Here is a 26,279-nt window from a genome sequence, read left to right as displayed (position 1 = left end):
CGCGTCAGGCGGCCCGGTCGAAAGATCGCGCCTCCCCACACTGGATTGAGGGCTCGTTCGGGGGAGGCGCGATGACCTTCACGCAGAGAGAAACATGGCGGCCGCTCGCAGAAAACGCCGTTCGGCCGTGCAGGCTGCATCTGCCAAGCTTTGTCAGCGCACCGAAGCTCAATAACCGCCGCCGGTTGATCGGCGAAAGCTATCTCGACGCGGGTATGGATCGAAGCGCTGCGGTAGCCATTCTAGGGATATCGAACTCTTCGTCGGGGTAGCCGCAAAGGCGGACGGTTGATGCATCATGGTCCGGATTGGAATACGCGCCTGGACCCGGCGCCGATGCCGGAGTCCGTCCGTGGCGTCGCGGCCGATCTCGAGGCCATCTTCCCACCCTTCGCAGAGCCTGCGTCCTCGCCCGGCCCCGCACAGGTGAACCGTCGTCCGCCTGCGCCCCGCCTGCGCGACAAGCTTCCGCTCGCGGGCGCCGGCGCCCTCGTAGCCGCAGGGTTGGCTGGCGTGGCCATCGGCGTCGTGTACGCCAACCGCCCGGCGGCTCCCGGGAGCCCGCCGACGAGCCGCGCGATCGCCGCCTCCCCCCTGCAGGACGCGATGGCCAAGCCGCCCGTCGTCGCGCTGACCGCCGAGCCTCCGCCGGCTGCGGCGGCCCAACCCAGGCACGTGAAGGCGGCGCCGGTTCAGAGGGTCGGGGGGACGGGCCGCCCCGCCGGCGCCCGCTTCGGCCAGGCCCGGAAATCGGCCTCCCGCTGCGGACGTCTGGCCGGCGCGGCGAGGGCCAGGTGCGCCTATCCCATGGTGCTCGCTGCAGACCGGCGGCTGCGCAGGGCCTACGTCCAGGCCGCCGCCGCCGGAGTTCCGCACAGCATGCTCGCGAGCTACCGCGACCGGTGGGCGGGCCTGCGCCGCGGCGCCAACAGCGACCCCGAGCGGACCATCGGCGCCTACAGGCAAATGACCCGGGAGCTCACGCGGCTGCGACAAGGCGTCCGCTCATGAAGGCGCACGGCACGGATGGTGAAGTCGTTTACGCCATCGGGGATGTGCACGGCTGTTATGACCTGCTGAGGGCGCTCCTCGCCCGCATCGCGGCGGACTACGCCGAGCGCGACTGCCGTCAGCGCCCGATCCTGGTCTTCCTGGGCGATTACGTGGACAGAGGCCCGCAATCCGCCAAGGTGCTGGAGGCGCTCGTCTGGCTCCGCGGGCGGCGGGAAATCGAGCTCCACCTCCTGAAGGGCAATCACGAGCAGGCCCTGCTGGCCTTCCTGGACCAGCCGGAAACTGGCGCGAACTGGCTGCCGTATGGCGGGGCAGAAACGATCGCCGCCTATGGCGTGCGGCCGCCTGGATCGGAGGAAGGCGCCGGCGCCTATGCCCGCGTTCGCGACGATCTCCTGGAGCGGATGCCTGCCGCCCACCTCCGGCTGCTGCAGCAATTGCAGCCGATGGTGGTAATCGGCGACTACGCTTTCGTCCACGCCGGCATCCGCCCAGGAAAGCCGCTGGCCCGCCAGTCCGAGGACGATCTGCTGTGGATCCGCCAGGGATTCCTCGAGGCGCCCGGTCCGCACGAGAAGGTGATTGTCCATGGACACACCTGGCTGGACGAGCGCCCCCAGCTCCATGAACACCGCCTCGGCGTCGACACTGGAGCCTATGTAACGGGCGTCCTCACGGCGATAATGCTGCGAGACGCCGGAGAACGTGTCGTTCTGCAGGTTCCCGAGCTCCAGGCCTGGTCCGCTCGGTCATCCGTCAGCTCTTGAATAAGCGCCGCGGTCCACGGCGCCCCGAGCCGCAAGGGATGTGAGCCCCAGCCGGGGAACCGGGCCGCTGACGCAAGGACGCGAGCACTTCGGTTTCCCTTGAGAAGCGGCGCCTTCATTACGGCGCCAAGCGCCCCTCGGCAGCCTGACCGGGTCAAAAGGTCGCATATACTTATACCCTGTGACGCGAGTCTGCTTTCATGCAAAAGCCTCTGCTTCCAAGATGGTTAATGGACACCGATTCTTAACGGGATCGGCGCGAGAAGCGACGGTCACAGCGTCGCTGGATGGAATGGCCATCCCGACGCCTGCACCGAGCTGCGCCGATGCCTTTGACCTTCGCCGACGAGTTCGACAGCCTGCGGCTCCAGACCCAGGGCGTGGCCAGCGGTTGGGCGACCGCCTACGACTGGGACCGATATTCGACCCTCTCGGCGCACACCATTTCCGGCGAGGCGGAGGTCTACGTCGATCCGGGTTTCGGCGGATCGGCTCTGGCGGCCCTTGGGATCAGCCCCTTCTCGATCGACAACGGCGTGCTAACGATCACGGCGGCGCAAACCCCCGACTGGGCGAAGGCCGCCCTGTGGAACCATGACTACACCTCCGGCCTGATCACCACCAAAGGAGCGTTCGCCCAGACATACGGCTACTTCGAGATGCGCGCCGATCTGCCGGCGGGCCAGGGCGTGTTCCCGGCCTTCTGGCTGCTGCCCGAGGATGGCAGCTACTCGAGCGAACTCGACATCGTCGAGACGGTCAACGTCGAAAATCGCGTGTACACCACGGTCCACACGCCCGCCGGGGGCGACGGCGTCGGCTTCAACACCGTCATTCCCGATCTCACCGTCGGCTTCCACACCTTCGGGGTGCTCTGGTCGCCGCAAACCATCACCTGGTACGTGGACGGCGCGGCGGTAAGTTCCACCGACACCCCTGCGGCAATGAACAAGCCGATGTACATCCTGGCCAACTTCGCGGTCGGCGGCAGCTGGGCCGGCGCACCCAATCCGGCCGCCTTCCCCGCCGAGATGAAGATCGACTACATCCGCGCCTACAGCCTCGACGGCGCTCCGGTAGCGGCGCCCGCCGAGGGCATGCGGCAGCTCATCGGCGCCGATGCGAACGACGTCATCTCGGACGACGGCTCCGGCGCGTACATCCGCGGCGGCGCCGGCGACGACCGGCTCACCGGCGGCCCCGGCTTCGACGACATCAACGGCAACACGGGCGACGACACCGTTTCCGGAGGCGCGGGCGACGACTGGGTGGTGGGCGGCAAGGACCAGGACCTGCTGAGCGGCGACCAGGGCGACGACATCGTCTACGGCAACCTGGGAAACGACTGGTGCGACGGCGGCGACGGCAACGACCTGATTCGCGGCGGCCAGGGCGACGACGTGCTGCTGGGCCAGGCCGGGAACGACTGGCTCTCCGGCGACCGCGGGAACGACACCCTCATCGGCGGGACGGGGGCGGACACCTTCCATACCTCCGGCGACGCCGGCATCGACCGGGTGACCGACTTCAACCCGGCCGAGGGGGACCGGGTGCAACTGGACTCGGGGACCACCTACACCGTCGCGCAGGTCGGGGCCGACACGGTGATCAACATGGACGGCGGCGGCCAGATGATCCTCGTGGGCGTCTCCATGGCCAGCCTCACCGGCGCCTGGATCTTCGAAGCCTGAGGCGCTCACCGCGGGGCGGCGGCGCCTACTCCACGCCGGACAGCGGGTCGCTCGAGGCGCTTCGCAACGTTCACCGCGACACCCGGATTGCGTGTAGCCTGGGGCAAGATTCACGCTTCTTGTTTGCAGGGGCGGGTGACGTCGATAATGTGAATACGCAATGCGGTCAGTCGGGGAGGATCGCGCCAGTCGAGTCGACGATAGCTGACACTGTGGACGATGCATCGGTGAGGTCGCCCTTAGGCGCAACTGACGACGACCACTCTGTCCTCAGGGCGGAAATATGGATCGTATTGCAGTCGTAAGCTTTGACGAGCCGGAATTCGAGCCGTCTTACGGCGGCACCGATGCCGAAGGCGCATCGATTTTCGCCTGGCTGTTTTTCACGGGTCGCTGCAGGCTGTCCCCAACAGCCTTACGCCTGTTGAATCACAACATTTTCAAAGGCTCATTGCGGCTTGGCGCCGCGTTATATTATTCGGCGCTTTCCCTCGTCGCTCCCAAGGAAAACATCTTTGAATTTCTGCGCCGTGAGGAGGTCCCCGCCACCTTCTTCGCCATATTCGAACTCCTGGACGATCCGGATTCGTGCGATCTATACCTTCCGCTCTTTCGTCGAATCCTTGCTGATGGGCACGAGCTCGCCTTGCACGGCTATCGTCACGGCCCGTTGACGGAGGATGACTTGCGAAAATCTCTGGCCTTGGCCCTGGAGCGCCTCGGCGCGACGCTCACCACCTACAGCAGCCCCTTCGGAGATGACCGCGTGGAAACGCTCCGCCTCCTGGAAGCGCACCGCTTTTTAGGCATGCGGGTCTGGGATCGGAGTTTCCTGAACCGCGACAGTCCTGTTCAGCGGATCGCCTACGACTATTCGCTCTCGGGGCTGACGTCACGCGACGACCCCGTCGTGGTGCTGAACCTGCACAGCCGCGATTTCTATCCGTGGGGATTTTCGAAGGTGAAGAGGGCCATTCGGTCTTTGCGGCGCCGCGGCTATCGTTTCACCACCTTCCGGACCCTTTGCAAGTCTTTGGAAACCGGAGTTGAGGCAGGATCGCCAGGATGATCACCCTCATTGTTCCGACGCGAAACCGCGCCCACACGCTAAGGCTGGTGATCTCCAGCTATTACCTGCAGGCGGGGATCAGCGAAATCATCTTCGTCTCCGACGCCGGGGACGATGAGACCCCCGCGGTGATCGAAGCGATCGCCAAGCTTCACCCAGAAATCTCGACCAAGCTCATCCGCAACGAGGTGCGCAAGGGCGCAGCGGCCTCGCGGAACATAGGGGTCATGAATGCGGTGAACGAGAATATCCTGTTCTGCGATGACGATGAATATCTGGAGTTAGGGTACGCCAATACCTGCTTGCAGAAGCTCGAGGCGTATGGCGCCGGCGCAGTATCGGGACGAAACGTCTACATGATGGATGGAGAGACGCCAGAAGCGGCAATAAAGAGGTTCGGATCCGGTTTGCGCAAAACCAAACCCTTTAATTACCTCATCGCCGAGTTGGTCAATGGCGCCGCCTATGAGGGCGACATCACGCTACCTTTCACCCATTCTATTATCCTTACGAAGCGTGAATACTTGCTTCGCACACCGTTCGACCCACATTATCTAAGAGGAAACGGATATCGCGAGGAAAGTGATTACCAGATGCGCCTATTCCTCGATGGTCATCTGATATATGTGACCAATGATGTTCATTCGATGCATCTTCCTCGCTCCCTCGTGACCACTGGAGGACAGAGGACTGGGTTGTGGCCGCGGATATATTGGTCGGTTCAACACACGCGCTACTTTTTCTCGAAGTACTACAAAGATTATGCGCGAATCGTGGGGCTGAAGGCGCCGCGGCAGCTTGCGCTGGTGGCCTTCACAATCTTCGCGGTCTATCGCGAGACGCTGCGGCCCAGTCTTCACCGCCTGGCGATGTCCTATCTTTTCCGAGCCCGCGGCGCCTAGTGCGTGTGACCGGGCTTCAGCAGAGTCCGTCACCCGCAGGCCCGGACAATGCTCGCGCGCCGGCCGCCTGCTAGCCGGCGCCCCCGTCTCGCAGCGCATAGGCTTCGACGGAAGTGATAAGCAGAGCTGCGGGAAACCCGCCGGGGTCCTCCGGCAAATTGCCGTCCCAGCCGCCGATGGCGAGATTGAGCAGCATGTACATCGGTTGGTGAATTCCGGGATTGGGCCGCTCATGCACCTGCTTTCCGTTCACGAACCACTTGAGCTTGTCCCGGGTCCACAGCAGCCCGTACGCAACGGGCGCGCGCGTCTCAAAACCGTCGACCCAGGTCGATTGGCCCTTCCCTCCGATGTGGGCGCTCAAAAACAGCCGGCGTGGGTTTGACGCCACCCATTCGACGACGTCCAGTTCATCGCCAGCGTGGTCGGTGTGGGGCGGGCCGAGGAGCCAGAAGGCCGGCCAGCAGCCCCGGACCTGGGGAAAAGCCATCGTCGCTTCGAAGTAGCCGTACCGCTGCCGGAACGAGGTCTCGGTCGTGAGCAGGCCCGACGTATAGGCGAAGGGCTTCACCCGGCCGGTGTATGGGCTGAAAAGTCGGGCGTCATCTGGCCGCCGGTTCTTGTCGGCCAAGATCCTCAGCCCCCCCTTGGCCGGAACAAACGGACTTATGCCGCAGTAGGATCTGTCGACGTAGATCTGCCGCTCGTCCGGCAACGAGCGGCTCGATTGGTCGCTCTGGTCTCCGAACCAGTAGTTCGTCTTCCACCGGCCGGCCCGCGTGACGGGGTCGTAGAAGCTGACCGGCTCGGCAAAGCGCTCCTGGAAGGAAAGCCTCAGCCCGGGCACGCCGGAGCGGTTCTCGGCGAACGAGGCGGCCAGGGGCGCTGCGGCGAGCGATGCCGCCAGAGGCGTCGCCGCGGCGCCCAGGATCTGCCTTCGGTTCACCCCGCCCGGCGACATGTCCACGCCGTCAGATCGCCGGGGGGGAAGACGCCAAGCCAGTTACGGGCGGGGTGATCACCGCTTCGCTCCGGTGAGGTCGCCATCAGGCCACCGTCGCATAGTACTTCCGATATGCGTGGAAGTAGTCGCTGGAGTCCTGGTAGCCGAACCTCGCCTGGCGCTTCACGTCCACGCGCGTGAGCAAGGCGCCGGCGATGTCAGCGCCGCATTCCCGAAGGATTTCGATCGCGGACTGCGCTGTACGCAACGGCGTCTTGTTCCAGTGCACCGCATAGAGCACCCGATCCGCTTTCGTCGCGAGGATCCGGGCGTCCGCAATACCGAGGATCGGCGGCGTATCCATGATGATATAGTCGAACTTGGCGCCGAGGTGCTCGAAGAGAGCGTCGGTCTTGGGATTGGTGAACAAATCGTAGGGCGCCGCGCCATGGGCGGCCGGCAGGATCCAAAGACCGGTCTTGGAGTCGTGCAGCAGCGCCTGCTCCAGGGAGGCCGATCCTTCCACCACCTGCACGATGCCGAGCTTCGCGTCTCCGATAAGTCTGGTGAGGCCGCGTTGGCGCAGGTCGCAGTCCATGGCCAGCACACGCGAGCCCGACAGCGCCATCGCCCGCGCAAGACAGAGGGAGGTCATGCTCTTGCCCTCCCGGGGCACTGCCGAGGTGACGGCGACCAATTTGAAAGGCGCCCCACCTGCCGAATAGAGCAGGAAGGCGCGAAGGTTGCGAAGCGCCTCGGCAAAGCTGGAGAGCGGCTGGGTGACCATATAGTCCGACGCCGCGGTGGGGCCCCGCTCACGCATCCGGCCGGCCACGGAGGCGTAGTCGGGGATCAGGCCCGCGAAACGGACGCCGAGCTCGCGTTCGATGTCGGAGCCGTTCCGCATCGTGCGCGCCCAGAACTCTGCGATCAGGATCGCGGCCGCGCCGCCGATCAGAGACAGCAGCGTGGCGAGGAGCAGCATCAGGGGCTTGTTGGGGGTCGAAGGCTTGGTCGGAACGAACGCCCGGGCGGTGATGGAGGCGTCAGCCTCTTGCAGGCTTCCTTCGGCCGCGACCTCCTTCGCCCGGTTCAAATAGGCTTCGTAGATCTGCCTGGCGGAGTCGGCGCGCTGTTGCAGGGCGAGCAGGCCGACCTGGGCCTGACCGTTCGCTGCGAGCCCGCCCTGCGCCACGTTCCGGCTACCCAGCAGCGAGGCTTCCCGCTGCGCAGCCGCCTGGGAGTCGGCGCTGAGGCTGGAAAGGATCCGCTTGATCTCCTTCTGGATCGCGGCGCGGACATTATCCAGCTGCGCTTGCGTACGCACCACCTCGGGGTATCCGGGCTGGAAATCGGCCTGCAGCTGGGCGAGCTTCACACTGGTGTCCGCTTCGGTCTTGCGTAGTTCGCGGATCGTTTCCGAGCCAAGGGCCGCCCCGACATCCTCGCCGCCGCCACCGCGACCCACCTGGGCGAGGGCGGCCTCCAGCCGGGCCCGCTTCTCAGCCGTTTCGGCCCGGGCTCCGGCGATCTGCTGATTCAGGGTCGAGACTTCCTGCTCGGCCATGGTCGAGCCCTGCGCGCTGAAGAGCCCGTGGTTGTTCCTGTACTCCTGCACGCGCGCCTCGGCGGCCTCCGCATCGCGGCGCATCGTCTCCAGGCTCGCACCCAATTCCACCTTGGCGCGCTCCACGCGCGCCACCTTGTCCTGGAGCTCCTTGTTCAAGAAGGCCTGCATCAGACCGTTCGAAAGGGTCGCCGCCTTTTCGGGCGCAGCGGACGAGAAGCCCACGGTGATGATGTAGGTCTGGCCGTTGCGACCGATGGCGATACGGTCTTGCACGCGGTCGATCACCCGCGGCAGATCCTTGGGATTTGCCCGCTTCCCCGGGCGGACGGCAGGATTGAACTCGTGATCGTTGCCGAGGTTGAAGCGGTTGACCAACGCCTGAGCCACCTCTCTCGAGCGAAGCAGCTCCACCTGCGTATCGACGGCGCTGGTGTCGGGCGTTCCATTGAAGTCCGGCGCCTTGGCGCGGGTAAGGTGCTCCTGCTTCGGATCGACCAGCACCGATCCATAGGCCGTGTAGAGCGGCTCGCGGGTCCAGGTGTAGAGGACGACCACCGCGAAGATCGCGGCCGCCACCCCCAACCCCAGCCCAGCCCGTTGCAGCAGCATGCCCAACAGGGTCCGCAACTCGGGACGTTCGGGAACGTACTGCTGAGGCAGTCCGCCCGTCGTCATCGGCACGTGCGAGACAGGTACTATATTGCTCATTGGCTTACGATCCGCACAGTAGCATCACCTCTTCTAGCTCTCACGTCCGTGACGTTGCTGAGCTTCAGAGGAAGGGAATGATTTGGAAGAGTGGGAAGGTCTGCGAGAAGTCGCGCAAGAACGACTTGCCGCCGGAAGTGTCTACGATGATCACGTCTTGACCATAAACCTGGGGGTCCTGGGCCTTGCCCGCGCGAATGGCCGCCAGGTCGAACATACCGGCCGTGCGTTGCTGATTCACCACCCGGATGATGGCGACCTTCCTCAGGTTCGCGACCCTCGGATCGACGCCATGAGAGAGAGCGATGGCCTGCATCAGGGTCGTCGGCCCTTGAAGGGGGTAGATTCCCGGCTGCTGCACGGCGCCGTCCACTGTCACTTTCTGACTGGACGCCTCCTTCACGCTCACCACGACCTGCGGATCCTTAAGGTACCGCTGCTTCAACGCAGTCGTGATGTCCTGGGATAGGTCAAAGGCGGTTCGGCCCGCAGCGGGCAGGGATCCGATCAACGGTAGAAGAATCTTGCCGCCGGAGTCGACTTGGATGGACTTGCTGAGGTCGGGCACCTGGAAGACATTCACATCCAGGAGGTCTTGGGGCCCGATACGGTAATCGGCGTCTCCCGGCCGGATCGACACCGCACTGTCAGGCGGCGGCAGTTCCTTGGCCGTTCCACGCGCCGCGGCGCTTCCGGGCGCGGAACTCGCGACGAGCAGGACCAAAGCCAAACCGGTAAGCGATCGCGGGATCATCCTGAGCGTCCTCATTTGAGCCAGGAGCGCCCAACGCCCCTGTAATATAACCTGAGGAACCGCCGTTCCGTTCCCCTCCGGGATCCCTAGCCCGGGCTGGGGACGGCCCCTCGATTCCCCTGCCGCCTCTGGTCGACGGGGCTAAAGCGTCCCGCCGCGCCACGAGCAAAGGTCTGCGGGACGGAAATCTGCAAGAGGCATGCCAGCAATAGGATCTGTATGACCGTGATCGGGACCAACAGGAAACCACCGGTGAAATTGTAGGTGATGAACAACGCCAGCGCCAATGGCTTGTTGACCGAGCGCCCCATGCAGATGGCGAGAAAAATCATGAATATGATGCCGGAAAGAGCCCCATATTCAATCATCACCTTAGCCACGGGCCAAAGGCTGACTCCGACCTCGTTGCTGTTGCCCGCACCCACCCCCGTCAACACCTTGCTGGGGTCGACATAGACGTCGCGCAGATAGAGCAAGGGGGCGATCAGCCGCTGGAAGGCGCTGCTGCGGGGCGAGCCCAGTTCGGAGAAGCGCCCGAGCAGCAGGTCCGCGGCGCCGGTCGCCAGGGCCGCGATCGCGCCGATGATCCCGGCGAACCCCGTCACGGCGGCGGCGCGGAAATTCCGCCTCGCCAGCAGGAGGGGGGCGGCGATCAGCGTCATGACGATGCCGGTTGCGGCCACCACCCCGAGCAGCGCGGCGGCGTAGTAGATGATCCTCCAGAGGCGGTGAAAGAACAGTAATTCAATGATCAAGGCCGAAGCGAGGAAGGAAGAGACAAAGGAAGGTTCAAGGAGGAAGAAACCATTGGGTCGAACAAATTTCTGTCCCCACGTAATAGGCGCTGCGTAATTGTATCCGGGAAGCAGAAACTTGTGCGGCACAAAAATTTCCAGGTTCGGGGCGTTGCCCAGACCCAGAACCATTTGTGAGGCCAATTGGACGAAGACCATTGCGCCGGCAATGATCATGGCGTTCTGGAAGACGCCCATCAACTTCAGATACTTCTCGCCGGACACGCGCCAGACAAAGAGGAATGGCAGGTACAGAAGCAAGAATTGCAAGAAGCTCGGAGCAGAAATCGGCTTCCTGATAGTGATCTGCGTAACAAGTGTGACCGCAAAGAGCAACCCTACCGCCGTGAGGCGTAAGGGCGAAATGTACAGCTGGCTTTTCAGCACCAAGACTGCTAGGCATACATACAGAGTGATCATCGGCACGCTGATCGGCAGTTTTCCGACCGGCAGCGCGAACTTCTGCAGGAAGACCAGTGAGAATATCTGGAAGGCGAACACCCAGTAGCTCAAATCCCTCAGCACGGCCACTTGTCTCGTGGTGTGTGCGAACGTTGTCTGCTCAGCCTGGGTCAACATCACTTACCGTTTACGGTCATGCGCCAGATCTCATGCGAGGAGGCCGCCTCGCGACAGGGGGGACGCAGCCTGGTTCGCATGCGCATTCCTCCCCATAACGCGAACTTCTCTCCATAACGCAAAGATGGGCGGCAAGTCAGCAGCGCGAATGCATCGCGCGCCAGGAAATGCGAAACGAGACCCAGCTTGATCCCGGCGCCCAGCCCTGCGCCTGTGGTCGGGCTGCAGCTCCGGGCGGCCGCCCGGACGCGGACTGATGCTGGGAGCGCCGATGCCGAGTTGCTTGATCGTACGTCCGGCCGCCAGCACGGAGCTGAACGGCGGTGACACGGTGGTCTATCGCCGTCTGGCCGAATATCTCGGGCGCCACGCTGATCTGGACACGCTCGAACTGCGGCGACTTCCAAGGGTGAGCCACGCCTTGAATCTCTTCCGGGGCCTGCCGCCCGAGGTCGGGGGCTATTTCGGCGCCTCGAACCGGGCGCGCCTGGCGGAGGCCCTTGCGCGGCGTCGGTATGACGCGATCGTTTTCGCCCATGAAGCGACCTTTCCCTTGTCGGCCGATTGCAGGCCGGGCCAGGCGCGGAAGATATTCTTCTCTCACAACGTGCAATCGGTGATCGCCGAGAGCGAGTCCTCCCTGCTCGGACCGATGATGCGGCCCCTGGCGAAGGCGTTCGACCGAAGGTGGTGCGCCGACCCTGAGGCGACCATCATCTGCATTTCCCGCGCCGACGTGGACGGGATGCGCCGGATCGGCGCCCGGCGGCCGGACGTGCAGACCGCGCCCCCGGGCGCCCCGCCGTCCGTCGCCCTGCAGCCGGGTGCGACCGTGCTCCCGGAGTTGGTGTTGACCGGATCCTACGGTTGGTGGCGCAAGCGCCGGGACCTGAAGCATTTCGCCGAGGGCGCCCCCCTCGCCTACCCGATCCTGACGAGCGACCCGACCGCCCTGGCCGTGCTGCAAGGCCAGGCCAGGGCGGTGAAGGCGGACGAGGTGGATTGGTCCGCAGGCCTTCGCTTCGGCCTGATCACCGACCGCTTCCAGGGCGGCTTCAAGCTCAAGTCGTTGGAATATGTGGCGGTGAACGCCGTCGTACTGAGTTCATGCGACCTGTCGCGCGAGTTCGAGGGCCTTCCCCACGCGGAGGAGTTCGTTCGCTTCGTGTCCTCAAAGCAGGAGGTCGCATCGGCGGTGGAGGAGATCCGGCGCCAGCCGGTCGCCGACATCCTCGGCCGTTTCCAGGCCTTCAAGGCCGCCTGCATGGATCGCTACACATGGGACCGCTGCCTCGAGCCCTTCGGCCGCGCCCTGGAGGCGCCCGGCTCCGGCGCGTAGTCGCCTGAGGCCCCGGGTCGGGCAGCCCCGGCTACTCCTCCTTGGGAGAGGCCGCATCCCCGCACGTGGCCGCCGCGGCGGAGGTTTCCAAATCCGGCGGGGTCCGCTTCAGCCGCAATATTCCCGTGAGCGCCGCGAGGCAATTTTCCAGCCGCTTCCGCCGACGCATCTGGGCCTGAGAGCGGCGCCGGCGCTCTTCGACACGTCGCTTGCGGGCCGCGGACCGGGAGGCCTTGTACTCTTCCTCGCTCATTTGCGTCTCCACCACCCTCACCGGAGGGCAGTCCCCGGCGCCGGTCGCGGTCATCCAAAGCTGGCACACCGGGACCGCCCAAGGCCTGCGGATGCAACCGCGGGGCCAACGGCGCCGCACCCGGCGAGCGGGCGGCAGGCGTGGGACGGAAGTCAGTTCATGGGTGTAGGAGCCGCAGCCTGAACTGCCCGTCTGGAACCGGGGCGAATCAGAGGATGGCGGCCGCTAACCCGCGTCCCGGCGGCCTGGCGCGCGCGTCTCCCGGACAAGCCTGAATGCCGCGACGCACATCACCAGGGCGACCACCGCCTCCGACACGAGCCGGCCCAGGGCGGCGCCTTGGGCGCCCCATCGAGGAACCAGGACGATCTGCGCGGCGAGGCCGAAGACGAATGCGAAGCCGCTGCTCCAGTACATCACCCGCGCCTTGCCGCGGGGAATAAGGATGAAATTGGTCACCGAGTACCCGAGGGTCGCGAAGCACGCCGTCACGCAGAAGATCTGCGCCACCACCACCGCCCGCTCGTAGCCCTGCGGAAAGAAGTGGTCGACGATCAATTTGGAGCTGAAGCCCAGGCCGAGGGCGAACACGGCCGTGACCGCCGTAATGAAGATCACGAGCCCGATGGGAAGGCGCCATCCGCCGGCGCCGCCACGCGCCGCCCGGGCGACCCTTGGCAGGGCCGCCTGCGACAGCGGTCCGGAAAGCCCGACCAGCAAGGTCCCGAACCGCTCGCCGACACTATAGTCGGCCACCGCCGATCTGCTGGCCAGGAGCACGATCAACGACGGCATTATGGAGGTGTACGTGCTGTAGCTCAGCCGCTCGATGAAGTAAGGCGACGCCTCCCGCAGCAAGCTGCGGACTTCTGTGAACATCGGGCGGCCCAGGAGCCCGTCCCGCGAGATCGTGATCAACGCCGCCGAGAGCGAGACCAGAGGCGCCAGCGCCTGGATCGCTATGGCCAGCCATAGCTCGTCCGGCGATCTGACCAGCCAGAGGAGCAACAGGAGTTGCACCACCAGGGGTGCGGACTCGCTGACGATTACGAACGCGCCTCTTTGGCGCCCCTGGAAAAACCAAGTGAAGCTGGCGCCCGACAGCAGCATGCTGACCAGGCCGATGACGGTTGCGGCCGGGGCGCGCACGATGACCCCGGTGAGACAACTCAGAATGAGATACACCGCCGCGGCGAACGGCGACAGAAAGAGCTTCGAATAGGTTATCCCCGAGACGACCTTCCCGAGCATCTCCCGGTTCTCGCCGACAGCGCCGACGCGGGTGACTCCGTAAATGTAGAATCCGAACTCGATGAATACCGAGGAGGTCCATATGCACGAATTGATGATTGCAAATTCGGAGAACTTGTCCCGCGTCAGCACGTGCGCAAGAAACGGAGTGGCAATGAGCGGAAAGAGGAATCGGACAGCATAATGAGCCGAGTAGACGGCGACATTCTTGATCAGCAGGCGATCTAACACGTCACGACCTAAGCTCTCTCATTCGTCGGGTGCAGCGCCTGGTCGCTGCAGGAAGAACTCATGCGGTGCGCGAGGGCGCCGCTTTTCTTCCGACGAGGAAGCGCTTCATGAGAGCCGATCGGTTCACAGGCGAGCGTCGCGCGTAGACGGCCTGCCGCCGGTAACGGCTTGACGGAGTCAAAAGTGAGATCGCCCAGCCGGTAAGCAGAAATCTGTGCTTGAAATCCATGTGCGTGCCCCAGAGCCGCGCGACGAATCTGCCGACGTGGCCCGCCAGCGCCCCGCTTTCCCCCAGAGCCGCCAACATCATGCGGCGCTCGCGAATGTACAGCGGCGCCTTGTCCCCGAACGGCGGCTGCGCCACCCCCACAATCGCCACGACATCTTTCCATCGCCGCTCGAACCAGTCGATCTCGCCCTGAAGCAGTTTGGCGTCGGGCCGGTCCCACCGGCTGTCGTTGGCTCCATGGACCCGGTAGCACGCCAGGGGAAATGTCAAGGTGGCGACCTCGCCGAAATAGGGCGCGGCGAGCGCCGGCGGACCATCCAACGGCTCGTGGGATTCCAGGCGCGTCAGGTCTATTTGATCGAGATAGTCCCGCCGGTAAACGTTCCCGGATGTCGGAGGGCAGATATAAAACCCGATGCTTCTGTTATCGTCCCGCATCCGCGCGGCGTCGTACTTCTTCGGATAGGTCGGGAACAGAGATATCAAGGATTCCCCGCGCCCGTCCACGCCCTTCATTTGGCACTGCACCTTTACCGGTTTGGAAGCCAAGCACCCCTTGACCTCGCGCACGAAGTTCGTCTCCAGGAAATCATCGGCGTCCAGAACATAGACATATTCAGCCCGGCTCCTCGCGAGACCCGCGATCGTCGCCGTGAGCTGGCCGCCGTTGGGTTTCCCCACGACCACCACCCGCCCCGCGAAACGCCGGATGACCGACAGCGAATCGTCGGTCGAACCATCGTCGACCACTATCACCTCGTCGAATGGCTCGGTCTGCCGCAATACGCTCTCGATCGCCTGGGCGATGAATTGCGCGTAATTATAGTTAACGATGATCGCGCACAGAGTGGCGCCGCCCGAAAGTCTGGGTCCGTCCAGCGACCTCTCGTCCATCGCCTTCGTTTCTCCAGATTCCCGCCGCACTCGCAGCACTGAGGTTTTGCGAGCCCCCCTAAGGACTAGCAGGACAGTTGACGCTCGCTCTGCAAGTGATAAATACATATACCACCTGCGGACGAAGGGTTACATGGACAATCTATCCCGTTATCTTACCGGCGGCCTAAGTAGCGTCGGTGGCTGGCTGAATCCTGTTAGCGCCACATTCATCAGCTCGATATCTCAGTACCAACGGCAGCAGAGTTTTACCGGCAGTTCGGGAGAGATAGGCGTCCATCACGGTAAATTATTTCTTATTCTTCACATGCTTTCCGATCCAGATCGCCCAAGTTTTGCTGTAGATCTATTTGAGCAGCAGAATCTCAACGCAGACGCCTCAGGGAAGGGGGACTACGACACTTTCAGGAGGAACCTCGAGAAATGGACAGGCCGCGCCGACGCGGTCAAGGTCTTCCAAGGCTCCTCTCTCGAGTTGGATCCCTCCGAGATCGTCGCCGCCTGCGGCCGCTCCAGGCTGTTTTCCGTCGATGGCGGTCATACCATCGATTGCACGCGCAACGACCTGCAGATCGCCGAAGCGGTCAGCGAGCCGCATGGGGTGGTGGTGATCGACGACGTGTTCAACGAGTTTTTTCCTGAAGTTTCGATCGGCCTGCAAGCCTATATGGTGGAAGGCGGGCTGCGGCCGTTTGCGATCACGCCCAACAAGCTTTACCTCAGTCACCCGCAGTTCGCGGGCGCCTATCGTGACTGGCTTCGCTCGAGGTGGGACAAGCGTTACGAGAAAACCTCTGAGATGTACGGGTCACAGGTGGATCTTTTCGGCGTTCGATTTGCCTCTTATCCCGAATGGAAGCGGGTGCTGCGGGACTCGCCGCTGTACCCCGCGTTGAAGCGCTTCAAGTCGAGCCTGATCGAGCGCGATTAAGGGCCCAGGCCGCGCGGAACTCCCGGGCGGGCGCGCCCGCCTGCAAGGCGCTCCATATCCTTCGGCATGCGACCTCGCGATCGACGTACCGCTCGACGTATTCCCGCCCTGCGGCGCCCATTCTCCGGCGCAGGGCGGGATTCCGCAGCAGGTCCTCCGCTGCGTCGGCGAGGGCGTCCGTGTTGTAGGGTTCGACGCACAGGCCGCCGCCGCTCGCCTTGGTGGTCTTGGCGATCGGGCTGTTCGGCGCGGCGGTTGCGAGGAAGGGCCGTTCCGCCGCCATGATCGAAAACAGCTTGCTGGGAACCGCGAACGTCGCCCCGTTCGGATGCTGCGGCACCAGATGGATGACGCCTTCCGCGAAAGCCTCCCGCAGGGTTTCACGGCTGACGAGATCCTGGAACACCACGTTCTCAAGCTTCTCTTCCGCAACCTGCCGACAGAGCTCCGCGCGCTCGCTGCCCTCCCCGCGTATGATGACCCGCGCCCGAACGCCGCGTGCAAGCAAGGTCCGGGCGAGCGCGAGGACCTGATCCAGGCCTTGCTTACGCCCCAGGTTGCCGGAGTAGAGAAGCGCGGGAACGTCCGCCGCGGGCTCCGGCAAGCCGCCCAGCTCACGAACGTCGACCTGCGGTGGAATAACCACGATCGGGCGCTTCACGCCCAGCCCCCTCACCTCCTCTGCCATCTCGTCGGAGAGGGCGACGATGACATGGCAGCGGTTGAGGGCCCATGCCTCCAACCTGCGTAAAATCCCCAGCAGAAGCCCGGCGGATGTGAAGCCCAGACTGGAGCCCAGTCCCGATTGGATGTCGTGCACGATGCAGAGACTGCGGCCGCCCCGCTTCAGAAACAGTCCCACGGCCGCCACCACGAAGATTGAGGGGCATACGCAGATCACATACGGCGACGACTTGACCGACCCCGCCAGCTTCGCAGCCCACATCCGCAGGAGAAGGCTGAATTCGGTCTTGAAACGCCCGAGCATCCCGCGGTTCGGCGCGATGTCGGCGGGGAGCCGATGCACCCGCACACCGTTCACCGTCTCATGATCGCGCTCGCCCAAGCGGTAGCCCGCAGTCACCTCCGACCGGGGGTAGCTGGGGCGGGTGGTCAGCACCCTCGTCCGCGCCCCATTCTCGGCCAGCCAGTAGGAGAGGTCCGAGATCGGAGGGGCGCTTCCCGTCGGCTCGGGGTGGTAATATCCGGTAAGAATCAGGATTTCAGCGCCCCTGGGGTCGTGCCCGGCAGACGCCTCGGCCGATATACGGCTTTGGAAAACCTGATTCACGAATTTTCCTCCAGCTCGCGTTCAGAGTTTGCAAGAAACCATTCATAGGTCTGACGGATGCCGCCCCGGAGTCCTATTTTTGGCCGCCAGCCCAGGGATTGCATACGGGCGGCGCTCATCAGCTTGCGCGGCGTTCCATCCGGTTTCGTGGAATCCCAGACCAACTCCCCATTGAACCCCACAACCTCGCAGACCAGCTTCGCCAGCTCCAGAATCTTGAGGTCTTCGCCCGAGCCGACATTCACATGATCGGCCGCGGAGTACCTCTTCATTAAAAACACCAGCGCATCCGCACAGTCATCCACGTGCAAAAACTCTCGGCGCGGCGTTCCAGTTCCCCACACCTCCAGGGCGGCCTGCCCCGTGACCTTGGCCTGGTGCGCCTTCCGGATGAGGGCGGGCAGGACATGGCTTGACGCCAGGCCGAAATTATCATTCGGCCCATAGAGGTTCGTGGGCATCGCGCTGATGAAATCGCAGCCATGCTGAAGGCGATAGGCTTGGCTCAATTTGATCCCGGCGATCTTTGCGACTGCATACCATTCGTTGGTGGGTTCCAGAGGGCCGGTAAGCAGGGAGTCTTCTTCAATCGGTTGCGGCGCCATCTTGGGATAAATGCAGCTTGAGCCCAGGAACAGCAGCTTCTCTACGCCGCAACGTGCGGCCGCCTCGATGACGTTGGTTGCTATCTGCAGATTGAGCAGCAGGTAATCAACGGGGAAGGAGCTGTTATCCAGAATTCCCCCGACCTTCGCGGCCGCCAGGAAGATTGCCTCCGGTCGAGCGTCTGCAATCCATTGGCGGGTCTGCAGCTGGTCCGTCAGGTCGAGCCTCGCCCGATCTTCGCGGATGACCTGGCAATCTTCAGCCTGCAACCGTCTGACGAGGGCGGAGCCCACCATCCCCCTGTGGCCGGCGACCCAGACCTTCTTTCCACGTAGCGAGAAGGCTGCGTCACTCGGCATTTTGCATACGGTCCTGCAACAGGCCCACCAGATCCCGGTCCACCATCTCGACGCAGAGATCCCGCCAATTGGTCCGATGGTGCCAGCCCAGACGTGAACGCGCCTTGGATGCGTCCCCAAGCAGGAGGTCCACCTCGGTGGGGCGGAAGTAGCGCTCGTCGACCTGCACCAGCACCCGGCCGGTCCGGCTGCAAATCCCTTGCTCGTCAACGCCTTCGCCGCGCCATTCCAACTGGGTGCCGATACGTGCGAACGCACACGTAACGAAATCCCGGACGCTCGCGGTCTCGCCGGTCGCAAGCACGTAGTCGTCAGGTTGGTCCTGCTGAAGCATCAGCCACATGCCGCGCACGTATTCGCGCGCGTGTCCCCAATCCCGTTGGGCGCTCAGGTTGCCGATGTACAGGCGATCCTGACGGCCATGATGGATGGCCGCCACGGCCCGCGTGATCTTGCGGGTCACGAAGGTCTCGCCTCGCAGAGGGCTCTCGTGATTGAACAAGATACCGTTGGAGGCGTGCACCCCGTAGGCTTCCCGATAGTTCACGACCGTCCAATATGCGAACAATTTGGCGGCGGCGTAGGGACTGCGTGGCTGAAAGGCGGTCGTTTCGCTCTGCGGAGTCTCTTTGACTTTGCCGTATAGCTCGGATGTCGACGCCTGGTAAAATCTGGTCTTCTGCTCCAAGCCCAGGATACGAATCGCCTCAAGAAGCCTGAGCGCACCCAAGCCATCGGCATTTGCCGTATACTCGGCAGTCTCGAAACTTACCTGCACATGGCTCTGCGCAGCCAGATTGTATATCTCATCCGGCTGGGTTTGCTGCACAATTCGAATGAGATTGGTGCTGTCCGTCATGTCGCCATAATGCAGCGTGAACGTGCGGTCAGGGTCCTGTGGAGATTGGTAAAGGTGGTCGATCCGGCCTGTATTGAACGACGACGACCGCCGCTTTACGCCGTGCACCACGTATCCCTTCTCCAGAAGAAGCTCTGAGAGATACGCACCATCCTGGCCCGTCGCACCCGTTATCAGGGCCACCTTCCTTGAACTCGATGCCATATTGTTCAGGTCCACACATTTCCGGAAAAGAAGATGACGCCTAGGCTTGCGTATTCAACGAGCTGCAGAGGCCGCGGTCGTTGCGAACTTTGCCGCCTGCCGAAGGTCGTGACGGGCCCCACGCATGTCGAACGATCGTCCACGCAGCCATGGCGCGAAAGCGCGCGCCGCCGCCGTCCGATGACCCATCGATGCACCAAGGTCCGGTGCTTCCGATGGATGCGCCCGGCGGCGCCATTTGTCGAAGTTCAGCTGGTTGGCCAACTGGCAAGCGTACGGACTCACGATGCTGTTCAAAACGATACGCCATGGTGCAGCCACGCGGTTGCAGGGTGATTAAGACTGGATCTCAGCAAGATCCATGCCGGAACAGCACCACCGGCACGGTGCGGAGGAGGATCGACATGTCCAGCGCCAAGCCTCGCCGTCTCGCGTAGAGGGAATCCAGAGCGATCCGCGTTCTATAGGGCGTATCGCTGCGCCCGCCCACCTGCCAGAGACCGGTGATGCCTGGCTTGACCGAAGCGTAATACGGGAAGCGACGGCCATAGTTGGCGATCTCGGCCTCCACGATCGGGCGCGGCCCGACGAGACTCATTTCGCCTCGAACCACATTGATGAGCTGCGGGAGTTCGTCGAGGCTCGAGCGGCGCAGGAACCGGCCCAGCGGCGTGACCCGGGGATCGTTGCGCAGCTTCTGGCTTCGCCGCCATTCCTCGCGCGCCTGCGGGTCCGCGGCGAGATGCCGTGACAACCGTTCCTCGGCGTCGACGCACATCGAGCGGAACTTCAGGCATTTGAAGCGAGCGCCGCCGCGTCCGACGCGGCTGTGGGCGAAGAACGCCGGTCCCCCGTCGTGCGCGAACACCGCCACCGCGATGGCTGCCATGAGCGGCGCGATTGCGGCGAGCAGCAGCAGCGCAAGGAGCAGATCCACCGCAGCCGCCACCTCCCGGCCGCCGGCGGAAAGCCGCTTCGCGCCAGGCGCGCGGCGCTTGAGAGGATATGACGCCCGCGACTGGGGCAAGCAAAGCTGTCGCGTCGAATCACCACGATCCAGGGAGGCAGCCCTCCTGGACCCCAAAGTGGCGTCAGTCATCGGCAGCAGCCCTCGGCCCCGTTAGTCCCTCATTGACCATAACGGGGGACCGCCACTAGGGTTCCGGGTCAAGACGGCCACGCAGACAGCGCCGCTGACAACGGCGGGCGCACCGGGTGGGGCCGGAACGGTCACGGCTGTTAAGTATTACTGTTGAGGACGGGGCGGCGCGCGCAGGCTTGCCCCCCCAAATCGACCCGAATTGGCGTTGGCTTTGGTAATCGTAGGCGTCCGATAATGTTAGTTAAGGTTAAATTTACATGGCAATAGATCCAAACAATCTTGCCGGTACAGCCTCGCTTACCTTTTCCGACGAATTCAATAATCTAAGCCTCTGGAACGGCAGCGCCGGGACCTGGTACACAAATTATTATTTTGGGGCCGACATTGCCACCTTTCCATCAAACGGGGAGTTACAGTGGTATATCAACGATAATACTGCGAATACGTCTTCGGTAAATCCGTGGACCGTATCAAGTGGCGTCCTAAGCCTCACGGCGGCCAAAACCGATCCGGCGATCAAGCCTTACATCAATAATTACGACTACACTTCGGGCGTTTTAACCACCCAGTTCTCATACTCCCAGACCTATGGGTACTTCGAGATCAGTGCGAAATTGCCCAAAGGTGATGGGTTATGGCCTGCGTTCTGGCTGCTTCCCAGCCAGGCGGGCGCGTGGCGCCCCGAGATCGACGTCATGGAGGTTCTAGGGAAGGACCCTACGTCGCTGTGGCAGTTCTCCCACCCGGCCGACACGAGTTATGACCGGTCCTTCAACACCAAGGTCCCCGACATGTCGGCCGGCTTCCACCGCTATGGAGTGGACTGGGAAGCTGACAAGATAACCTACTATTTCGACGGCCAGGTCACCGGCGTAGCGCCGACTGCGCCGGAAATGAATTCGCCGATGTACATGATCCTGAACCTTGCGGTGGGAGGATCCTGGGGTGGCCCTCCTACAGCGAGCACGGTATTTCCGGCAAACTACCAGATCGATTACATCAGGGCTTATCAAGCGAGCACAGGGCCGACATTCACCAATCTGGCGATTTCAGGCCCTCAATCCCTCAGCGAGGGCGCGAGCGGGCCCCAGCCGTTCACCTACACTGTGACGCGAACGGGAAGTCTTGCCGCCGCCACGACGGTTTCCTGGGCGGTGACCGGATCAGGGGCGGCCCCTGCGAACGCTGCGGATTTCACCGGCGGAACGCTGCCCGGAGGTGCGCTGAACTTCGCGGCGAACCAGGCGACCGCGACCATCACGGTCAACGTCAACGGAGACGCCGTCGTCGAGCCGGACGAGGGCTTCACCGTGACGCTGTCGAACGCGACCGGGGGAACGATTACTGCAGCTACCGCCACGGGAACGGTTCTCAACGACGACAGCCAGGCCGGGACCACCCTCACCGTGGGGCCGGCGACCATTACGCAGCCCGAGGGCGCCAGCGGCGACACCTACTTCGTGTTCACGGTGCAACGATCGGGAAGCCTGGCTGGCCCCAGCGTGGCGACGTTTGCAGTGGCGGGCAGCGGCGCCAATCCGGCGTCGGCGTCGGATTTCAGCGGCGGCGCGTTCCCGTCGGGAAAGGTATTCTTCGGCGGCGGCGAAGCGAGCAAAACCATCTGGATTCCGGTCGCCGGGGATACGGCGGCCGAGCCCAACGAGTCCTTCACCGTCACCCTTTCCAACCCCTCCGGCGCCACCATCACCGGCGCGACCGCCCAGGGCGTCATCCAGAACGACGACGCGGCGCCGGGAGCCACGCTTGCGCTGGGCCCGGCCACGGTCTCGCACCTGGAGGGAGACAGCGGATCGACGGCGTTCCTCTACACCGTCACGCGCTCCGGCGACCTCAGCGGCGCGGGCTCCGCCGCCTGGGCGGTGAGCGGCTCAGGCGCCAACCCGGCCAACGCCGCCGACTTCGCCGGCGGCGTCCTGCCCTCCGGCGTCGTGAACTTCGCGGCCGGCCAGAGCTCCGCCACCGTCACCGTCAATGCGGCCGGCGACGCGGCCGTCGAGACTGACGAGTCCTTCACCGTCACCCTTTCCAACCCCTCCGGCGCCACCATCACCGGCGCGACCGCCCAGGGCGTCATCCAGAACGACGACGCGGCGCCGTCGGGGACGTCGCTTTCCATTGGGCCGCAGTCGCTCCAGGCGATGGAAGGAACGGGAAGCGACACCTACTTCGTCTTCGACGTTGCGCGATCCGGCGATGTCGGCGGGCCTTCGACCGTCGATTGGGTCGTTACCGGCAGCGGCGCCCACCCCGTCGATGCAAGCGACTTGGTCGGAGGATTGCCGGGCGGGACGAGCTATTTTGGCGGCGGCGAGACTCAGAAATCCATCTGGATTCTGGTCCACGGAGACGCCGTCAACGAACCGGACGAAACCTTCACCCTTACCTTGCACAACGCGACCGGCGCCAGCGTCGTCGTGGGAAGCGCGTTGGGGACCATATTGAACGACGATGGCGTCACGGTGCCATGACGCCGGACGTCCTTATGCGACCTGCCAGTCGTTGTGGATCAACCCGGCGGCCGATCCGGTCGCGATGCTCCCGCCGGTCGGGTTGGCAAGCGTGATCGTAAACCCTTCGTCGGGTTCGCTGACGTAATCACCCGCCACCGGCACCCAGATCGTCTTGAGCGATTCGCCGTTTCCGAAAAACACGGTGCCGGCCGGCATTGCGCCATGATCGAAGTCCGCAGCGCTGGCGGCGTGGGCGCCGGAGCCGGCGGTCGTCCAGGCGACCGTCGTGGGTCCCGTGAGATCGCCGGCGCGCGTGACGGCGAACTGCGCATAGGTGATCGCCCCATGATGCTCGGTCACCTCCGCGCTGGTGGCCGCGATGGAAAGCCTGGGACCGCCCGTGCTCACCGGAGCCAAGGCCGTCGGCGCTGCCGGGAGCAGCGTGGTCGTGGAGCTGGCGGCGGGCGCGCCGTCGTCGTTGAGAATCTTTCCGTCGGCGGAGGCGATGGTCACGCCGGCGCCGGAAGGGTTCGAAAGTCTCACGGTGAAGCTCTCGTTCGCTTCGGACGTAAGATCGCCTTTCACCGGAATCCAGATGACCTTGCTGATCTCGCCGTGGCCGAAGAACACCGTGCCGCCGGGCAGGACGCCGCCGGCGAAGTCGGCCGCATTGGCCGGGCTCGACCCCGAGCCCGAGACTGTCCACGCGGCGGAACTCGGGCCGGTCAGGTCGCCGCTTCGGGTCACCGTGAACTGTGCATAAGTCACGCCCCCGACGCCCTCCGTAACATTGGGCGACAATCCGGAGATGGCCAGGGATGCGCTGCTCGCTGGGGCCGTGACTGGGGCTGGCGCTGTCGCCGTCACCGTCAGGGGGGCCGGGGTCGAGGACGTCGGGGCGGATGAGGGCGCGGCGGGGGAAACAATCGACACCCCATCGAGGCTGTAGGCCCGGATGTAGTCGATCTTCATGCTGGTGGCGGCGATCGCGCTCGCGTCAGGCGCCCCGGCCCAGCTGCCGCCGACAGCAAAGTCGGCGAGCATGTACATCGGCTTGTTGAGAGCGGCCGGCGTGGCGGTCGAGTTCACGGCCGAGCCGTCAACATACCAGGTGATGGTTTGCGGCGTCCAAAGCACGCCGAAGGTGTGGTACCCGGACATCAGATTGGGCACCAGGGCCGAGTACCCTTCGTGGGATACGCCAGACGCCGAGTTGTAGTGGATATGATTCCACACCTCGTTGTTGCTGTTCACGGTCTCCATGACGTCGATCTCGCCGGTATAGCTGCCGTCCTGAGGCAGCAGCCAGAAGGCCGGGAACGCGCCCTGGCCTGCGGGCAGGTCGGCGCGCATCTCGAAATAGCCGTACGTCTGGGCGAATGCGCCGCTGGTCGTGATCAGGCCCGACGTATAGTCGGAGCCCCAGAGCGCCGCTTTCGCCCAGGTGGGGGTCTGGCTCGCCGTGACGGTCAGGACGCCGCCTTGCACGGAAAAGGGGTTCAGCCCCAGCGGCGTCGCCCCCGAACCCGAGAAGGTGGGGTCGACGTAGATCTCGGACTCATTCTGGATCGTGTGCGCGCTCTGGGTGTTGTAGGCGTCCCAGTCGTACGAGGTCGCCCATCCGTGCGCGTCGCCCTGCCTCTGCAGCTTCAGGCTGTTGAACTCGTCGTCGAAGGTCAGTTTGAGCGTTGAGGTGTTGACGGATGTCTCGAAGTTGCCGGCGTTGAAGGCGGACCGCTGGACGCCGGTGAACAGGACGCTGTCATTGGCGGAAAGCCGCAGAAGGGTGTCGCCGCCGACCTGGGTCATGGCGCCCATGACCTTCTGGAAGCTGTCGAAGCCGTAGGCGCCCACCCGGACGACGTCGGAGCCCGGCTGGAAATTGATCACGACGTCATGCCCTGAGCCCGGGCCGAAAACGAAGGTGTCTCCGCCCGCGCTGACGATGACGTCGTCGCCGCCTGCCCCCGCCAGCGTGACCTTGGCTGATTGCGCCACCAGGATGTTGGCCGCGTCGTTCCCGACGCCGACCACCGGAGTCCAGCGCGCGTTCATCGTCAGGTTTTCGACGTCGTTCGGCAGGGTGAAGTCGACGGTCGCGACCGCCGTATCCACCCCGGCTCCACCAGAGATGCGATCGGCCAGATTGATCGCATAGATGGTGTCGTCGCCGCTGCCGCCGTGGAGGTAGTTCCCTTGGTTGGAGCCCATCAGAAAGCTTGGGGTGTCGGGCCCATACAGCGGGTCGGTACCGGTAGCCCAGATTTGGCGCACGTAGCTTGCACTGGTAGGCAAAAACAACCCGGAATAGTTAGTGTAGCCGACCATACTAGATCCCCGACAAGGCTAACGCTCTCTAAGCATCGTTGCTACTGAAGAGGCAAATAGACCAAAGTGTGGCGACAAGGTGCGCAATTAAGCCCTGGTAACCACGTCTATAACCTCGTTCCGGAGATGAGTTTTCAGCGAAAGTCTTAAGACTTCCTGCTTTCCTGCGATCGGGGCTGGGAGGATAAAGCTCGGACAGCGGCTGCTGAAATATAAAACGTGAGCTCCTAATAGAGCTTGGCGCGAAGCCGCCCACCGTCGGCGCGACGAATTGGCGCGCATGCCGTGACCTTGAATGGCGGCTTTGGCAGGAGCGGCTTCGCCATTGAAACCGGACTGGACGCAGGCGCTGTCGGCTACCGGCCAGGGCGCGGGTCTTAATGGTTTCGTCGCGCGGCGACTCGGCGGCGACTCGACCGGCCGGCGACGAGGCTGATCAAATACCTGAGTGGCTGAAAAGGCTTGGAGCGGGCGGTGGGAATCGAACCCACGACATCAAGCTTGGGAAGCTTGCGTTCTACCTCTGAACTACGGCCGCACTCCGAAGAGGTGCGGTTCCTTAGCCGGTCTGCCAGCGCCTCTCAAGCCGCTGTCAGGTCGGCTGGATTGCCGCGCGCCGGGCGCGTCCGCTAAGACGGGGCCGAACAGCCGTTTGAAGGACGCCCGCCTCGTGAGCCCATCCGTGACCGATCTTTTCGAGCCGATGACGCTGGCGCACGGCCCGGCGCTGAAGAACCGCCTGGCGCTCGCGCCCTTGACCAACCTGCAGAGCCACCCGGACGGCACGCTGTCGGACGACGAGTTCAAGTGGCTGACCTATCGGGCCAAGGGCGGGTTTGCGCTGACCATGACCTGCGCGGCGCACGTGCAGCGGATCGGCCAGGGCTTTCCCGGCCAGCTCGGAGTGTTCGGCGACGAGCACCTGGCCGGGCTGACCAGGCTCGCGGCCACCATCAAGAGCTTCGACAGTGTGGCGGTGGCCCAGCTACACCACGCCGGCATGCGCAGCCCTAAGGACCTGATCGGCGAGGCGCCGGTGGCGCCGTCCGACGACGAAGGGACGGGCGCGCGCGGGCTGTCGACCGCCGAGGTCGAGCAGTTGATCGAGGACTTCGTCGCCGCCGCGGTGCGCTCGGAAAG

At 64.0% G+C, this 26,279-nt stretch carries 20 protein-coding genes, 1 tRNA gene and 1 pseudogene; 9 read left to right on the top strand and 13 right to left on the bottom strand.

The annotated features are described in order from the left end of the window. The first annotated feature begins 336 nt into the window (after positions 1-336). The 5 genes from VGL30_RS01455 (at position 337) to VGL30_RS01435 (ending at position 5,443) form a co-directional block, all read left to right on the top strand. On the top strand, positions 337-1,011 hold the full coding sequence (locus tag VGL30_RS01455) for a hypothetical protein (RefSeq protein ID WP_331536023.1): 675 nt from the start codon (positions 337-339) through the stop codon (positions 1,009-1,011). Then, positions 1,008-1,781: a metallophosphoesterase family protein gene (locus tag VGL30_RS01450; RefSeq protein ID WP_331536021.1), complete on the top strand. Its 774-nt coding sequence runs from the start codon at positions 1,008-1,010 to the stop codon at positions 1,779-1,781. Before VGL30_RS01455 ends, VGL30_RS01450 begins: the two co-directional genes overlap by 4 nt. Before the next feature lie 326 nt (positions 1,782-2,107). Further along, positions 2,108-3,472 (top strand): family 16 glycosylhydrolase, encoded by a 1,365-nt coding sequence (locus VGL30_RS01445; protein ID WP_331536019.1) that lies wholly within the window; start codon positions 2,108-2,110, stop codon positions 3,470-3,472. Positions 3,473-3,755: 283 nt separating this feature from the next. Then, positions 3,756-4,541, top strand: coding sequence for a polysaccharide deacetylase family protein (locus VGL30_RS01440; protein WP_331536017.1), 786 nt, complete (start codon positions 3,756-3,758; stop codon positions 4,539-4,541). Next, on the top strand, positions 4,538-5,443 hold the full coding sequence (locus VGL30_RS01435; protein WP_331536015.1) for a glycosyltransferase family 2 protein: 906 nt from the start codon (positions 4,538-4,540) through the stop codon (positions 5,441-5,443). The genes VGL30_RS01440 and VGL30_RS01435 overlap by 4 nt, the downstream gene beginning before the upstream one ends. A gap of 70 nt (positions 5,444-5,513) precedes the next feature. On the opposite strand, the gene VGL30_RS01430 is transcribed toward VGL30_RS01435, so the two are convergent. The 4 genes from VGL30_RS01430 to VGL30_RS01415 form a co-directional block, all read right to left on the bottom strand. Then, entirely contained in the window at positions 5,514-6,404 is an 891-nt protein-coding gene (locus tag VGL30_RS01430; RefSeq protein ID WP_331536051.1) for a glycoside hydrolase family 16 protein, read from the bottom strand. An 85-nt stretch (positions 6,405-6,489) separates the two neighbouring features. Then, entirely contained in the window at positions 6,490-8,664 is a 2,175-nt protein-coding gene (locus tag VGL30_RS01425) for a GumC family protein (RefSeq protein WP_331536013.1), read from the bottom strand. A 64-nt stretch (positions 8,665-8,728) separates the two neighbouring features. After that, complete coding sequence (locus tag VGL30_RS01420; protein ID WP_331536011.1) at positions 8,729-9,418, bottom strand: polysaccharide biosynthesis/export family protein; 690 nt, start codon at positions 9,416-9,418, stop codon at positions 8,729-8,731. 86 nt (positions 9,419-9,504) lie between these two features. Next, positions 9,505-10,794, bottom strand: a complete 1,290-nt coding sequence (locus tag VGL30_RS01415) for a hypothetical protein (RefSeq protein WP_331536009.1) — start codon at positions 10,792-10,794, stop codon at positions 9,505-9,507. A 280-nt stretch (positions 10,795-11,074) separates the two neighbouring features. On the opposite strand from VGL30_RS01415, the gene VGL30_RS01410 reads away from it, so the two are divergent. Beyond that, complete coding sequence (locus VGL30_RS01410; protein ID WP_331536007.1) at positions 11,075-12,130, top strand: glycosyltransferase; 1,056 nt, start codon at positions 11,075-11,077, stop codon at positions 12,128-12,130. 31 nt (positions 12,131-12,161) lie between these two features. Here VGL30_RS01410 and VGL30_RS01405 read toward each other — a convergent pair whose 3' ends face one another. The 3 genes from VGL30_RS01405 to VGL30_RS01395 form a co-directional block, all read right to left on the bottom strand. Further along, a complete protein-coding gene (locus VGL30_RS01405) occupies positions 12,162-12,383 on the bottom strand; it encodes a hypothetical protein (protein WP_331536005.1) in 222 nt (73 codons plus the stop codon). A gap of 225 nt (positions 12,384-12,608) precedes the next feature. Beyond that, a complete protein-coding gene (locus VGL30_RS01400) occupies positions 12,609-13,865 on the bottom strand; it encodes an oligosaccharide flippase family protein (protein ID WP_331536003.1) in 1,257 nt (418 codons plus the stop codon). A gap of 58 nt (positions 13,866-13,923) precedes the next feature. Continuing rightward, the gene (locus VGL30_RS01395) at positions 13,924-14,988 is read right to left on the bottom strand and encodes a glycosyltransferase family A protein (protein ID WP_331536001.1); all 1,065 of its coding nucleotides are present in this window, start codon (positions 14,986-14,988) and stop codon (positions 13,924-13,926) included. A gap of 133 nt (positions 14,989-15,121) precedes the next feature. On the opposite strand from VGL30_RS01395, the gene VGL30_RS01390 reads away from it, so the two are divergent. After that, positions 15,122-15,919 carry a class I SAM-dependent methyltransferase gene (locus VGL30_RS01390; protein ID WP_331535999.1) on the top strand — a complete coding sequence of 266 codons (798 nt, stop codon included), beginning with the start codon at positions 15,122-15,124 and terminating at the stop codon, positions 15,917-15,919. Here the strand turns inward: VGL30_RS01390 and VGL30_RS01385 are convergent. The 4 genes from VGL30_RS01385 to VGL30_RS01370 all read right to left on the bottom strand — a co-directional run bounded on the left by VGL30_RS01385 (position 15,891) and on the right by VGL30_RS01370 (position 20,175). Beyond that, positions 15,891-17,210 (bottom strand): glycosyltransferase family 4 protein, encoded by a 1,320-nt coding sequence (locus tag VGL30_RS01385; RefSeq protein ID WP_331535997.1) that lies wholly within the window; start codon positions 17,208-17,210, stop codon positions 15,891-15,893. The genes VGL30_RS01390 and VGL30_RS01385 overlap by 29 nt on opposite strands. Next, complete coding sequence (gene fcl, locus VGL30_RS01380) at positions 17,207-18,175, bottom strand: GDP-L-fucose synthase (protein ID WP_331535995.1); 969 nt, start codon at positions 18,173-18,175, stop codon at positions 17,207-17,209. The genes VGL30_RS01385 and fcl overlap by 4 nt, the downstream gene beginning before the upstream one ends. Continuing rightward, positions 18,165-19,238 carry a GDP-mannose 4,6-dehydratase gene (gene gmd, locus VGL30_RS01375; RefSeq protein ID WP_331536049.1) on the bottom strand — a complete coding sequence of 358 codons (1,074 nt, stop codon included), beginning with the start codon at positions 19,236-19,238 and terminating at the stop codon, positions 18,165-18,167. The genes fcl and gmd overlap by 11 nt, the downstream gene beginning before the upstream one ends. 349 nt (positions 19,239-19,587) lie before the next feature. Continuing rightward, on the bottom strand, positions 19,588-20,175 hold the full coding sequence (locus VGL30_RS01370) for a sugar transferase (protein ID WP_331535993.1): 588 nt from the start codon (positions 20,173-20,175) through the stop codon (positions 19,588-19,590). 422 nt (positions 20,176-20,597) lie between these two features. Between VGL30_RS01370 and VGL30_RS01365 the strand changes: the two genes are divergently transcribed. Continuing rightward, positions 20,598-22,829 carry a Calx-beta domain-containing protein gene (locus tag VGL30_RS01365; RefSeq protein WP_331535991.1) on the top strand — a complete coding sequence of 744 codons (2,232 nt, stop codon included), beginning with the start codon at positions 20,598-20,600 and terminating at the stop codon, positions 22,827-22,829. 12 nt (positions 22,830-22,841) lie between these two features. On the opposite strand, the gene VGL30_RS01360 is transcribed toward VGL30_RS01365, so the two are convergent. Continuing rightward, positions 22,842-25,139 (bottom strand): family 16 glycosylhydrolase, encoded by a 2,298-nt coding sequence (locus VGL30_RS01360; protein WP_331535989.1) that lies wholly within the window; start codon positions 25,137-25,139, stop codon positions 22,842-22,844. A gap of 463 nt (positions 25,140-25,602) precedes the next feature. Further along, positions 25,603-25,677: transfer RNA gene (locus VGL30_RS01355), tRNA-Gly, on the bottom strand. Between the two features lie 144 nt (positions 25,678-25,821). On the opposite strand from VGL30_RS01355, the pseudogene VGL30_RS01350 reads away from it, so the two are divergent. Continuing rightward, positions 25,822-26,279, top strand: a pseudogene (locus VGL30_RS01350) (NADH:flavin oxidoreductase); the annotation flags it as partial.

Origin of the sequence: Phenylobacterium sp. (genome assembly GCF_036502675.1) — a bacterium.
In the GTDB taxonomy this organism is placed as follows: domain Bacteria; phylum Pseudomonadota; class Alphaproteobacteria; order Caulobacterales; family Caulobacteraceae; genus Phenylobacterium.
Note: the sequence above shows the minus strand (reverse complement) of the source record. Positions and strands in the feature narration are given on the sequence as shown.